General features: G+C 69.5%; 10 protein-coding genes. 3 read left to right on the forward strand and 7 right to left on the reverse strand.

Going from position 1 to position 13,001, the window contains the following annotated elements; genetic code table 11:
- Positions 1-118 precede the first annotated feature (118 nt).
- From DFO65_RS00285 to DFO65_RS00295, 3 genes are read left to right on the forward strand one after another with little or no spacing between them, the layout of a single operon-like run.
- Positions 119-1,138 (forward strand): glycosyltransferase, encoded by a 1,020-nt coding sequence (locus DFO65_RS00285; protein ID WP_113902426.1) that lies wholly within the window; start codon positions 119-121, stop codon positions 1,136-1,138.
- Complete coding sequence (locus DFO65_RS00290) at positions 1,135-2,844, forward strand: hypothetical protein (protein ID WP_113902427.1); 1,710 nt, start codon at positions 1,135-1,137, stop codon at positions 2,842-2,844. The genes DFO65_RS00285 and DFO65_RS00290 overlap by 4 nt, the downstream gene beginning before the upstream one ends.
- 14 nt (positions 2,845-2,858) lie before the next feature.
- Positions 2,859-3,377 (forward strand): GtrA family protein, encoded by a 519-nt coding sequence (locus tag DFO65_RS00295; protein WP_113902839.1) that lies wholly within the window; start codon positions 2,859-2,861, stop codon positions 3,375-3,377.
- A 106-nt stretch (positions 3,378-3,483) separates the two neighbouring features.
- On the opposite strand, the gene DFO65_RS00300 is transcribed toward DFO65_RS00295, so the two are convergent.
- From DFO65_RS00300 to DFO65_RS00330, 7 genes are all read right to left on the reverse strand, one after another.
- The gene (locus DFO65_RS00300; RefSeq protein WP_245940396.1) at positions 3,484-4,737 is read right to left on the reverse strand and encodes a DUF6716 putative glycosyltransferase; all 1,254 of its coding nucleotides are present in this window, start codon (positions 4,735-4,737) and stop codon (positions 3,484-3,486) included.
- The gene (locus DFO65_RS00305) at positions 4,724-5,752 is read right to left on the reverse strand and encodes a polysialyltransferase family glycosyltransferase (RefSeq protein WP_245940397.1); all 1,029 of its coding nucleotides are present in this window, start codon (positions 5,750-5,752) and stop codon (positions 4,724-4,726) included. The genes DFO65_RS00300 and DFO65_RS00305 overlap by 14 nt, the downstream gene beginning before the upstream one ends.
- Position 5,753: 1 nt before the next feature.
- Positions 5,754-7,295: a polysialyltransferase family glycosyltransferase gene (locus DFO65_RS00310; protein ID WP_113902428.1), complete on the reverse strand. Its 1,542-nt coding sequence runs from the start codon at positions 7,293-7,295 to the stop codon at positions 5,754-5,756.
- A complete protein-coding gene (locus DFO65_RS00315; RefSeq protein WP_113902429.1) occupies positions 7,292-8,287 on the reverse strand; it encodes a glycosyltransferase family 2 protein in 996 nt (331 codons plus the stop codon). Before DFO65_RS00315 ends, DFO65_RS00310 begins: the two co-directional genes overlap by 4 nt.
- Before the next feature lie 344 nt (positions 8,288-8,631).
- On the reverse strand, positions 8,632-9,519 hold the full coding sequence (locus DFO65_RS00320; RefSeq protein WP_113902430.1) for an N-acetylneuraminate synthase family protein: 888 nt from the start codon (positions 9,517-9,519) through the stop codon (positions 8,632-8,634).
- Positions 9,520-9,599: 80 nt separating this feature from the next.
- The gene (locus tag DFO65_RS00325; protein WP_245940398.1) at positions 9,600-10,925 is read right to left on the reverse strand and encodes an acylneuraminate cytidylyltransferase; all 1,326 of its coding nucleotides are present in this window, start codon (positions 10,923-10,925) and stop codon (positions 9,600-9,602) included.
- A 151-nt stretch (positions 10,926-11,076) separates the two neighbouring features.
- Complete coding sequence (locus tag DFO65_RS00330; protein ID WP_245940399.1) at positions 11,077-12,990, reverse strand: dolichyl-phosphate-mannose--protein mannosyltransferase; 1,914 nt, start codon at positions 12,988-12,990, stop codon at positions 11,077-11,079.
- Between the last annotated feature and the right edge of the window lie 11 nt (positions 12,991-13,001).

Genomic DNA, 13,001 nt, shown 5'->3' on the forward strand with positions numbered 1-13,001 from the left:
CGCGGACGCCGTTCGCGCGGACGTAACCCTGTCGTCACTTCCCGCCCGTAAGCCTGGTGAGTGCACAGTTTCCGGATGCGCGGATGCGCCGCCCCGATCGATGACAGAGGTAGACGTGATGCTTGAGACCGCGGCCAGGATCGCTGCTATTGTTCCCTGCCACAATGAGGAGATCACTGTGGGCAAGGTGGTGGCTGATCTCAAGGCGGCGGTGCCGGGGATGACGGTGTATGTGTATGACAACTGCTCGAGCGACCGGACCGCCGAGCGGGCTGCCCAGGCGGGGGCGGTCGTGCGTCGGGAGGACACCCCGGGCAAGGGCAATGTCGTGCGGCGGGCGTTCGCGGACATCGATGCTGATGTCTATGTGATGGTCGATGGGGATGACACGTATGAGGCGGCACACCTGCCCCAGATGATCGCGACGTTGGTGGCGGGTCCGTATGACCATGTTCTGGGGGTGCGGCAGGATACTGCGGAGACGTCGTCGTATCGGCCTGGTCATGAGTTGGGGAATCGGATGTTCAACCGGTTGACGGGGTGGTTGTTCGGGTCTGAGGTTTCGGACATGTTGTCGGGGTTTCGGGTGTTCTCGCGGCGGTTCGTGAAGTCGTTTCCGGCGATCAGTCGGAGGTTCGAGATCGAGACCGAGTTGACGGTGCATATGATGGCGTTGCGTCTGCCGACGGCTGAGGTGCCGGTGGGGTTTCGGGATCGTCCTGTGGGGAGTGAGTCGAAGTTGTCGACGTTTCGGGATGGGTTTCGGATTCTTGGTCTGATCACGGCGTTGGTGCGGCATGAGCGTCCGCGGTTGTTCTATGGGGTGTGGACGGCGGTTCTTGCCGTGTTGTCGTTGGTGTTGGGGTTGCCGGTGGTGTGGGAGTTTTGGCAGACGGGGTTGGTGCCGCGGTTCCCGACGGCGATTCTTGCTGCGGCTCTGATGGGGTTGGCGTTTGTGTTGGGGAGTGTGGGGTTGACGTTGGATGGTTTGCGTCGGGCGAGGCGGGAGACGTCGCGGTTGTGCTACCTGGGACTGCCGGCCGTCAACGCCGACACCGAGGTCGAGCTCCGCGCGGCAGAGTCCCGCATCGACGCTGGCTCCGAGCTGCAGGCGGCAGAGCCCCGCATCGCCTCGTGAGGGAACCGTCCTCCGGAATCCCTGACGAGGCCACTCCCTCGGTCGGAGATCCCGGCGAGACAGGACGTCCGCGCAGTCGACAGGTTGCCGCACTGCGCTCGTTCCTCGCCTCGTCCCTGCTCTGGGATGGGACGCTAGGCGTCCTCTGCCTGCTCTGGGCCCTCGCCGTCGTCCGGCTCTTCGCTCCCGGACGCGCCAACGTCGACATCGCCAACCAGTACCAGCAGGCCACCGGGCAGATCCCCTTCTCCGACTGGCACCCGCCGATCATGGCCGTGGTGTGGCGATCGCTCATGGACCTCACCGGCGCCCAGGCCAGCCTGCTCGTCCTGCAGGTGGCCCTCCTGGCGGCAGCGTGCTGGATCCTCTGCATCCTCGTCCACCGCCGGAGCGGATCGCGACCCCTGTCCCTCCTCGGTCCCGCGGTGCTGCTCACCCCGTGGGTCGTCTCGCAGACGACGACGCTGTGGAAGGACACCCAGATGGCCGCGGCCCTCGCCCTCGGGGTGCTGCTGTTCATCGTCGTGAGGTTCGTCCCGAAGACCTGGGCGCTCGTCCTTCCCGCGTTCCTTCTGCTCGTCTACGCCCTCGGCCTGCGGAAGAACGCCCTCTTCGCGCTCGTCCCCATCGCCGTCTACATCGCCTGGGTGGTGGTGCGGCAATGGAGTCAGCGGCGCCGCCGTCGTCAGGGTGCCGAGAGTCCGGGCGGACCGACCCGTCCCCGAGGCGAATCCCCGCTCGAGCCGGCTGCGTCCGCACCGCGACGCTCGTCCGTCTCCCTCCTCACTCGCCGAGGTTGGGCGACGGCGGGCGTGTCCATGCTGGTCCTCGTCCTCCTCGGCGGGGGCCTCAAAGCGACCGACGCACTCATCTCCGCCCGCACGGACGTGGCGCAGACGGGCCAGATCTCCCAGATCTTCCTCGACGACGTCATGTTCTCCGTGCCCGAGGACGAGCTCATGGCCACGGACGCGCCGGCCGCACTCAAGGCCCACATCAACTCCGCTCGCGATGAGTGCCTGGCGATGGGCGAGATCTGGGACGCCTACTGGAACTGCTACGGCAGGGGAGAGACCGGTGAGCCCTTCACCCCGATCGCCCACCAGGACGCGCTCAAGGACCTGTGGCTGAGCGAGGTCATCACCCACCCCGTGCGCTACATCGGCTACCGGGCTGCCGTGTTCTCCCACTACTTCTTCACCACCGACCTCGTGTACTGGCCGGCCGACTGGCATGGGGAGGCCGGGAAGGCCGGGATCGCGCAGGGGAGCCAGAAGGCCGACCACATCGTCCGGCCCTACGTCGAGGACTTCGCGCTCGGCACCTTCCCCATGCTCTTCACCCCCTGGTTCTGGGCGCTGCTCGCCGGCGGCCTCCTCGTCGCCGTCTGCCGCGCCCACCGGCGCGACGTGCGCGCCTGGCGGGTGCGCGGCGGGACCACGGACGGCCGCGCGGGGAGGTTCCGGCCCGAGATCTCGATGCTGGCCGCCTCGGCGCTGGTCTACATCCTCGGGTACTTCCCGATCGCACCGGCCAACCACTTCCGATACACGTTCTGGCCGGCGCTGGCCGTGACGATCGCCCTCGTCCTCTGGTCTGCCGCCCGGTCGCGAGCCGCCGGCGCGACGAGGGTCGGCGGCTCACCGGGCGGACTGTCGGGCGGCGCGCGCCCCGGCATTCAGGGTCCGCGGAACCACGCGGACTAGACTCGGTGATCGTCATGAATGAATCTCTTGCGGAGCGGGTCCGGCGCATCGCGGTGGAGGCTGTCAAGTTCCTCACTGTCGGTGGTTTCGGGTATGTCGTCGATGTCGGTCTGTCGAATGTCCTCGCCTATGGTCTGGGTCCGGTGCCGGCTCTGCTCGAGGGGTCTCCGATCAAGGCGAAGATCGTCTCGACGATCGTGGCGATGGTCGTGGTGTGGCTGGGCAACAGGCTGTGGACGTATGGGGATCGGACCACGCAGTCGAATCTGCGGGGGATCGTGCTGTTCGTGGTGGTGAATCTGGCCGGGATGGTGATCTCGGTGCTGCCGTTGGGTGTGACGTGGTATCTGCTGGGGTGGCAGGATCAGCTCAGTTACAACATCTCGACGAATGTGGTGGGTATCGGGTTGGCGATGCTGTTCCGGTTCTATGCGTATCGGACGTGGGTGTTCAGGGAGGCGGTGCCTGCTGCCGAGGTGGTGGTGGCGATGGATGAGCCGGTGGTGGGGTCGGAGTCCCAGCCACGCGACTGACCGGACTCAGCCGACGGGGCGGCGGCAAATCGCGTGACGATCGTTCGGTTTCAGACGGGGAAAACCGCACGAAGTCGACACAAAGTTGGTGCAGGACTGACCGGACTCAGCCGACGGGGCGGCGGCCGTAGCGGATCGTGCGGTAGGACCTGACGACGACGTCGGGGGCCAGCGTGCGGAGCTCGGCCCGTGCGAGCATCCTCTTCTGCTGCCACAGTGCACGGCGCATGTCCGGAAGCTGCCGCTCACGCGCCCGCAGCGCCAGCAGGCCGAGGCGTCGCCGCAGCCCCGTGTTCTCCGGATGGAAGTAGTTGGCCGCCAGCCAGTCCTCGGCGGGGAACGGGATGCGCCCGGCCGCCACATCGGCCAGCGTCGCCGTGGCCCCGGAGTCGGCGAACACCTCGTTGAGCAGGTCCTCGGTGAAGCCGAAGTCGGAGAGGAACGCCGTCGGCAGTCCGCGGTCGATCGCCTCGAGCGCCGCCGTCGAGGAGACCGTGACGAGTGCCGCATCCTCGGTGAGGAAATCGCTCATCGGCCCGTATCCGAGCTCCAGCCGATCCGCCCCGGGCACCCGTTCCCGCCTGAGCCGATCGAGGATCTCGTGATAGGGATGCTGCTCGTGGTGGGTCTCCTGCTCCCCGGGACGTGAGCGGACCTTGACGATCGCCCGTGACTGGGGATGCGCCTCGGCGAAACGCGCCAGCGCGCGGACGATCGCGATGCGATCGGAGAGCTCGACGGGGACCTTCGCCTGAGTGGCGAAGACGAGCCGACCGGGGACTGCCGACGAGGAGTCAGCCGGCGCGAAGTCTACCGTCGCGGAGCCGATGGGCCGGGGGATGCCCTCCGAGCGGAGCATCGGCAGGCGACCGAGGAGCACCTCGGTGGGGACTCGGACCTTGGCGCTGATCCGCTCGTACTCGCTGACCTCGAAGTGCGAATGGGCGATGAAGGCGTCGCCGAGGCGGCGGTAGCGCATCCCCTTCGACCTGGCCGGCAGTCCGACTCCGGGCAGTCCCGAGACCAGGGCCGGGCGGGGCGAGATCCCGTGGGCGCTCGCGAAGATCTGGGCGACGACGGGGCCGGTGGCGGCGGCGAGCACGACGTCGGCGCGGTGGGCGGCGATGGTGGCGGCCACCTCGGCGCGGGAGATCACCGGGATGCGCCGACCCTGCCACGCGGTGCCGGCCACGGCATGGGCGATCTGCTCGGGCGTCGGCAGGATCGGGTTGTCGACGAGGCAGACCTGGGCGTCGACGCCGGGCAGTCCGTCGAGCAGCGCGCACGCCCACTTGAGGTACGACTCGCTGTCGGAGATCGAGACGATCCGGATCGTCGTCTGGTGCTCAGCTTCTGACATGGGCCTTCAGGGTCTGGGAATTGAGAGACGTACGCAGACTATCCGGTGCCGAACCGGTCCACCATTCGGCGGGGATCTCGGTGACGTCGATCGTCACGTCGGGGTTGAGCACGGTGAGCGAGACGACCGCGGTGCTCGGAAGGCTGCGGATCGTCGAATTCGCGGGGAGGTTGACCAGGCGCAGCTCGATGGGCAGGCCGACGTGCTTGATCCTCACCCGCGGGTCGCGGCCGAGGTCGGCGAGGAACTCCTCCGATTCCCGCCGATGCGGGTAGTAGGTGATCGGGCCGTCGGCGATGATCCCGTCGAGCCAGGACCGGTAGGCGGCGGTCGAGATGAGGCCGTCGGCGGCCAGCGCCGAGCCGATGACCGGGTTGTCGCGCGGGTGGCTGCCCCCGGTGGGCAGGGTCTGGAGGAATTCGAACCGGTGCCGGGTGATGCGGCCGCCGGCCGCCGTGAACTGCTCGTCGAGACTCTCGGGCACCGGAAGAGCCGTGTGCCAGCGCAGCCGTCCCGCAGCGGCGAGGCCGCGCAGCCGGTCGGCGACATAGGCCGCCATCACGGTGCGCGAGGGCTTGAGGGTCTGGCGCGGGCGGATGAGCGGGCGCCGGCCGGAGGAGAGGATCTCGATCGTCGAGTACGTGGCGAGGCCGTCGTCGAGGATGACGACCTCGGGCAGCCGCCGTTCGAGGTACGCCAGGGACAGCGCCTTGTGCACCTGCCCCGAACAGGCGTCGCCGAGGCAGATGCGGTCGGGGGTGCGCGTGCGCAGCACTCCCGGCTTCGCTCCCTCGCGTTCGAGGCGCACGGACCCCGGCAGCCAGGACTCGTCGAACGCGTCGAGGAACGAGGTCATCCCCTTGGCGTTCCCGCGGGCCCGGATGAGGAGTTCGCCGGAGGCTTCCGGGTCCCCGGACGTCGTATGGGCCTCGAGGGCGGAGAGGAACTGGAGCGGGGATTCGACGAAGGCGATGGTGAGCGGCGGGTTCGCCGGCATCGGGTGTGCGGAGATCATGTCATCCTCGCAGTCGTTGGAACAGGCGCCGCTGCTGGCGGGTCGCCGCGTTGAAGGCCAGCGCGCCCGTGCGCCGGACCAGGCGCTTGGGCGCGATCCGGTTCGTCTGACCGCCCGGCAGGGCCAGGGCGGTGAGCCGGCGTCGCTTGAAGTACCGGCGGAAGCGGTGCGCGTCTGCGGGTGCGGACGGCCCGAAGACGTGGGCGAGGAACGCCTCGGCGCGAGCGCGCAGGTCGCGGGAGAACTCGGGGGCCATGCAGTAGCTGACGGCGTTGACGAGGTCCTGCAGGCGGTCCCGGTCGACAGCGACGGCGCCGGTCCGGCCGGGCGCGGCACCGGGGGCACCGGCGCTGCCCTGGCCGGGAGCAGTGCCGGGGCCGCTGTCGCCACCGTCGCCGGGCGCGGTGCCGTCGCACACCTCGGCGATGATCGTCAGGGGGACGCGGTTGCTGTTCTGATAAGGGGCGATCCGCTCGAGGAGCAGATCGCTGCCCACTGCCAGGGCCGGGGTCCCGAAGACCGCGCGCGCCGTCGCCAGCGCCGTGGAGAACCCGCCGAGGACGAGGCTCGGGTCCAGTCGCTCGACGACCACTTCGGCGAGGACCGGGAGATCGAGGACCCGCAGGTCGATGCCGCGGGACCGCGCCTCGGCGACCAGGGGCGCCAGCCGGGCCGGGGGAGCGGCGGGATGCGGTTTGAACACGACCGTCCGCAGTCCGCGCCGGTCGGCCTCGCGGATCATCGAGACGTGGAGGTCGGTCTCCTCGTCCTCGGTGAGCAGTCCCAGGGCCGCGAGGTACTGACCGACCGCGAAGGCCCAGGGCTCGTCGCCCAGGGCGGCGCCGAGGGCGGCGTCGAGCTCGCCTGCCGTGGTCTCGGCGAGTTCGCCGACGACGGTCCTGAACGCCTCGAGGCTCATGGGCCGGCCGACGATGCCGAACTCCGCGAGCAGCCGCGGTTCGAGCCCGGCGATGAGAGGCAGGTAGTGCAGGGTCGACATCCGCTGCCCGTTGGTCAGAGGAATCCGGTTCCGGGTCGGCCCATAGGTCATCAGCCCGTCCGAGTGGACACGGATGGCGGCGCGGGAGAACACCCGGCCGAGGGCAATGGCCGGGTTGACCTGCGGGGATTCGAGGACGAGCTCGATGTCCTCGGCACCGAGGTCCCAGACCCGGCGCAGGTGCGCCTCGACCATCGGCAGGTCACCGGGTGAGGGCTTCCACGAGCTGGGATGGGCCGGAGCCAGCGTCTCGTTGAGGTCGATGACGCGGTCGAAGCGGGTGATCAGCGATGCGGCGCCCGGGGATGCGAGGAGGCCCGGGGCGAGTTCGAGGACCGAGGCGTTGTTGCTCACGAGGAGGATGCGTTCGCGGGAGCCGTGCTCCTCGGCGGCATCCGACCTTGAGCCGCCCGGCGTCTCGGGACGCACCCCGCCGGTGCCCAGGAGCGCGGGCGCCGCGGTGTCGTCGAACTCCCCGGAGTCGAGGCCCGCGACGAGGCAGACGAGTTCGAAGAACGTCGAGACCAGGAAGATCTGCTTCACTTCACCATCTCCAGAATGAAGGCGCGGGAATCGCCGAGGTAGCTGCTGACATTGAGCTGTCTGCTCGGCTTCTGATGGGCGAACTCCTCCCGGAGCAGGTCCCGCGGGATTTGCGCCGAGACCGCCGCGGCCCCGCGGCGCAGCTGCATGCGCAGGGAGACCGGCGATGCGGAGAAGCGGGTGATCTGGTGGTCGAGGATCGCCAGCCAGTTGCGGATCGCCTTCGGCCAGTACTCCTCGGCGTGCGCGTCGCGGCCGATGAGGTCGAAGATCTGCCCGAACGCGCGGATGAAGTCGAGCTGGCGCTCGTCGAGAATCTGCGTGAGCGAGTTCGCCAGCCCCCGCCGGTAGAGGATGCCGGGGGCGTCGACGACGGCGAACGACTCGGCCCGCAGGTGCAGCCGCCAGATCCACGACCGGTCCTCGGCGGTCATGAAGTTCTCGGGGAAGGTGAGGATCCCGCGCTCGAGCAGCCGCCGATGGAAGATCCCCGCCCATGCGTACGGGTAGTCGACCATCGTCGAATCGTGGACCGGGGTGATGCCCACTCGCGGGTCGAGGGCGACGCCGCGCACCGACATCGGCGCGAGCTTCCGCACCCGCTTCGTGCCCTGCACCGTCGTGTGGTCGCAGCGGATGAAGTCGACGCCGAGGCGGTGCATCTCCTCGAGCATCACCGGCAGGTGGCCCGGGGCCAGCCAGTCGTCACCGTCGAGGAAGACGATGTGCTCGCCCTCGGCGGCGCCGAGGCCCTGGTTGCGGGCGTTGGCAAGGCCCGAGGCCTCGGGATTGGTGAGCACGTCGAACCGGGGGAACTCGGAGGCGAAGGTCTCGAGCACCGCGGGGGTGTCGTCGCTCGAGCCGTCGTCGATGAAGATGAGCTGGGTGTGGTCCCAGATCGGCCCCTGGGCGAGCAGCGAACGGAACATCGTGCTCAGATAGGGGGCGCCGTCCTTGGCGGGGATGATGATGCTCAGGTCGGTTGTCGTCACGGGTTCCTTCGGCGCCGGGGGTCACGGATGCCGACCCGCAGGTCACGGCCCGGCACTCGCTCGATGCTAGAAGGCACGGACGAACTCTCGGTGGCGCCGAGGTGGACGGCAGGATAACCGTGGGTGTGGAAGGATGACGGCGGGGCGCAGAGGGGTGGACGCGGCTCGGATCGAGAGCCGACGGAAGAACTCGGCGGAGCGCAGTCGGAAGCGGAGATGAATGACCACTGCCCTGCCACCTCGGCGAGGTGACAGGGCCGTGGACGATCTCAGTTTGGGGACCGGGTGCGGGGGAGAGCCGTGGACGCGTTCAGGCCGGCGCTGGGCTCAGGCTTGAGCGGGCCTCAGACGGTGACCTTGCGCAGCGAGTCGATCTTCGACTCCTCGCCGGGCATGATGCGCTTGGTGCCGTCGCCGCGGGCGACCTCGAGCACGCGCACGCCCTTGACGAGCGAGGTGAACTCGCGCGGCTCCATCGACGCCGACTGGTCCGAGCCCCACATCGAGGAGTCGAGGGTGATGTGGCGTTCGATCGTCGCCGCCCCCAGGGCGGCCGCGGCGAAGGAGATCTCGAGGCCGAGCTCGTGGCCCGAGTAGCCGACGGGGACCCCGTAGCGCTCACGCATGGCGGGGATGGCGGCGAGGTTGACCTCCTCCGGCGGCAGCGGGTAGGTCGAGGTGGCGTGCATGAGGACGAGCTTGTCGCGGTCGAAGACCTCGACCGCGGCGTCCAGGGTCGCCCAGTCGGCCATGCCCGAGGAGCACAGGACCGGCTTGCCGGTGGCGGCGATGGCCCGCAGCAGCTCGAAGTCGGTCAGCGAGGCCGAGGCGACCTTGTAGGTCAGCGCGTCGAACTCCGTCTCGAGGAACTCGACGGAGTCGACGTCCCACGGGGAGGCGAACCACTGGAGGCCGAGCTCGTTCGCGTAGCGGTCGATCTCCGCGTACTCCTCGCGGCCGAACTCGACGCGGTGCTTGTAGTCGAGGTAGGTCATCTCGCCCCACGGGGTGGAGCGCATCTTCGACTTCTGGTGCTCGGGGACGGCGACGTCGGGGTTGCGCTTCTGGAACTTCACGGCCTGGGCTCCGGCCGCGGCTGCGACGTCCATGAGCTGCTTGGCGATCTCCACGTCACCGTTGTGATTGATGCCGATCTCGCCGATCATGTACACGGGCCGGCCGTCGCCGATGAGGTGATCTCCGATGGCCACGGGAGCGAGCTGATCAGTCATGGAACCTGCTTTCGATTGATGGTGCGTTCGGTGGTGCTGGGGCGGATGGCGCTGGGACGGTGGGCGGGTGCCGCAGACGGTCAGGACCGTGCGTGCAGCAGGGCCGGTTGGCGGTGGATCGTGGACGGGTCGGCTCCCTGCGATTCGGCCGGCGCCTCTCGACCGCCGACCGGCTGTGCAGCGGGCACGGGGACCGGGGAATCGGCGGCCGCCTCCTGACTGACGGGCTCGTGGACCTCCGCGCGGAGCGGGATGAGGTCGCAGACCTCCCGGACCGCGCCGCGCCCGCCTGATCGGTCGAGGACCACTCGGGCCGCGGCCCGCACCTTGGGGTGGGCGTCCGCGACGGCGATCGGCCAACCGACGACGTCGAAGGCCTCGAGGTCGTTGATGTCGTTGCCGACGTAGGCGACGCGTGCAGGGTCGAGGCCGTTGCCCTCGATCCAGGCGCGCAGCACCCGAGCCTTATCGTCCACGCCCTGGGTGACGTCGACGTGAAGTTTCTCCGCCCTGCGGGTGACGACTGGATTGCGTTCCTTCGACAGGATCATCACGGGCACCCCGGCGCGGACGAGACGGGAGACTCCCATGCCGTCGCCGCGGTGGACGCGGACCTGCTCGTTGCCGTCCTCGTCGACATACGCGCCGTCGTCGGTGTGGACGCCGTCGAAGTCGGTGACGAGGGCGTCGACGTCGATGATCTCCGCCGTCTCCTGCGTCGAGGCGAGCGCCCGGACCAGGGTGAGGTCCGACATGTCGTCGATCTCGCGGGCGTGCTCGGCCGGGACCTCCTCGATGGCGATGCGCCCGAAGAACCGGTGCCCGTGCTCGAGGAGGCCGTCGGTGCGCATGACGTAGAAGGCGCCGGTCTCGTTGAAGTGCTTCGCCCGGTCCTGCCGCCGCGGCCGGAAGCTCGCCTCGTGGCCGACGGCGACGGCGTGACCGTCATCGTCGAGGCGCCACAGGAAGGAGTGGTCCTCGACCGCCGAGAACACGACATCGGCCCCGCCCGAGGCGACCCTGCGCACGGCGCTGTCGATCGAGGCGGAGTCGATGAAGGGGGAAGTGCACTGGAGGAACACGGTCGTGTCGAACCATTCGTCGAGCCCGCCCAGGGTGTGGATGAGCGCGGACTCGCTCGTCGCCGAGTCCCCGGCGAGGTCGGCGGGACGGTGGGACACCTCGGCGCCGGCACGCACCGCCTCGGCGGCGATGTCCGGGTGGTCGGTGGACACGATCACCCGGTCGATGCTCGGGGTCGCCCGGGCGGCGTGGACGGCACGGGCGAGGAGGGAGACCCCGGCGACCTTCTGCAGGTTCTTCAGCGGGATCCCCTTGGATCCGCCGCGGGCGGGGATGATCGCGACGGTGCGGTGGACGGGAGTCGTTGTCGAGTCATGTTTCACAGTGATTCGACGCTAACGACGCTCGGTGGCCGGACGGTGAACTCCCGTCGACGCCGAGGCGAGGGCTTGGTGGCCGGACGGTGCCGGCGGCGGCGCTCGCCCGGTGGTGCCGCGACAGCGCTCGCCCCGCGGTGCCGGTGCTCAGCTCATCTCAGCGCCAGGTGACGTTCCACATGCGCATGTTCCAGGCCTCGAAGGGGATGACCTCGCCGGTGTAGACGGGCCAGAAGAACGCGAACGCCATGATCGCGGCGGCGAGGACGGCGCCGACGCCGAGGCGGCGCAGGAGCAGCGGGCTCGGCACCCGACGACCCCGCGGGAGTCCGGCAGGGGCACGACCCCACAGCAGCGCCAGGCAGTAGGTGAGCGCGAGGACGACGAAGGGCACCATGACGATCGTGTAGAAGGTGAAGATCGTGCGGTCCTGGTAGGCGAACCACGGCAGCCAGGTCGCGGCGAGCCCGGCGAGGATGACCCCGCCGCGGACATCGCGGCGCAGGATCCAGGCCGCGAGCACGACGAGGATCGCGACCGGGGCCAGACCCCAGATGACCGGGTTGCCCACCGAGGTGATCGCCGAGGAGCACTTGAGCGCCTCACAGCCGAGGTCGCCCTGACTCAGCGACTCGTAGTAGAAGGAGGTCGGCCGCCATTGGACGATCCAGCCCCAGGGGTTCGACATGTAGGGGTGCTCGGAATCGAGGTCGACGTGGAAGGAGTAGGCGGTGTAGTGGTAGTGGGCCAGGCCCGGCAGCCAGTCGAGCCAGGACGGCAGGGCCTGCCACCAGCCGGGGTTCTCGGCCGCCCACTGCCGGTCCCATGCGCCCTCGGAGCGGATCCACCCCGTCCATGTGGCGATGTAGGTGAGAACCGCGACGGGCACGAGCCTGAGGAACGACGGCACGCTGTCCCTGATGAGCGCGCCCAGCCAGGGATGGGCGACGCCGGCGCGGTGACGCGAGTGCACGTCCCAGGTGACGACGAGGATCCCGAACGCGGCGAGCGCGTAGAGGCCCGACCACTTGACGCCCATGGCCAGGCCCAGGCTGATGCCGGCGGCGATGAGCCACCAGCGCACGCCGAGGCGGGGACCGAAGTCGAGCGCGTCCCGGCTTCGTCTGCGGTCTACGGCGGTCGCCTCGGGGGTGGCGTTCGCCTCGGCGGTGGCGGGGTGTCGGTCGGGATCGTCGACCGGGTCCTGCAGGGACGACGTCCAGGCGCCCAACCGCTTCGTCACCTGCTCGCGGTCGAGGACGATGAAGGCGAACGCGAGGAGGACGAAGGCCATGAGGACGATGTCGAGCAGGCTCGTGCGGGAGTGGACGAAGTGCTCCCCGTCGATCGCGAGGAGACCGGCGGCGACGGTGGCGAAGAACGCGGAACGGAAGAGCTTCCAGGCGATGAGCCCGATGAGGAAGATCGTGGCCGTTCCGAGAATGGCCACGGAGAAGCGCCAGCCGAACGAATCGTCGGCGCCGAAGAGGTGGATGCCCGCGCCGATGACCCATTTGCCCAGCGGCGGATGGACGACGTACTCGGGGGTGGACTCGATGACGCCGGGGTCCCCGGCGTTGAAGGAGTCGTCGGCGTCCTCCGGCCAGGACCGCTCGTAGCCGTAGGCGAAGACGGAGTAGCCGTCCTTGACGTAATAGGTCTCGTCGAAGATGAGACGGTGCGGGAAGTCGAGACGGAACAGCCGCAGAGCGCCCCCGAGCACGGTGATGAGGATCAGGGCCGGCCACATCCAGACCGGAGCCCGAGTCGCCCACATGCCGACGGTGAAGAGCTCGCGGCGAACGGCGGCGGCATCCGAGCGGATCGCCTCGCGCCGCCGCGCCCGCTGCTCCTTGGCGATGCGTCCGCTCGCCGAGGTGGGGGAGTGTGCGGGAGCGGTCGCCGTCGGGGCCTCGCGGGCGGTCGACGACGGCGCGGAGGAGGAGACGGTGGCCGCGGGGACGGTCGCCGGGGGCGTCCTGCCGTCCGGTGCGCCGGGCGGCGCCGAGTCCGCGCCGCCGTCGGGGCCGGGGGACCGCCTCGGCGGGTGGGGATCCTGGAGCTCACTCATCACGGACAAGT

The organism is Brevibacterium sanguinis (assembly GCF_003315415.1).
Lineage (GTDB): Bacteria > Actinomycetota > Actinomycetes > Actinomycetales > Brevibacteriaceae > Brevibacterium > Brevibacterium celere_A.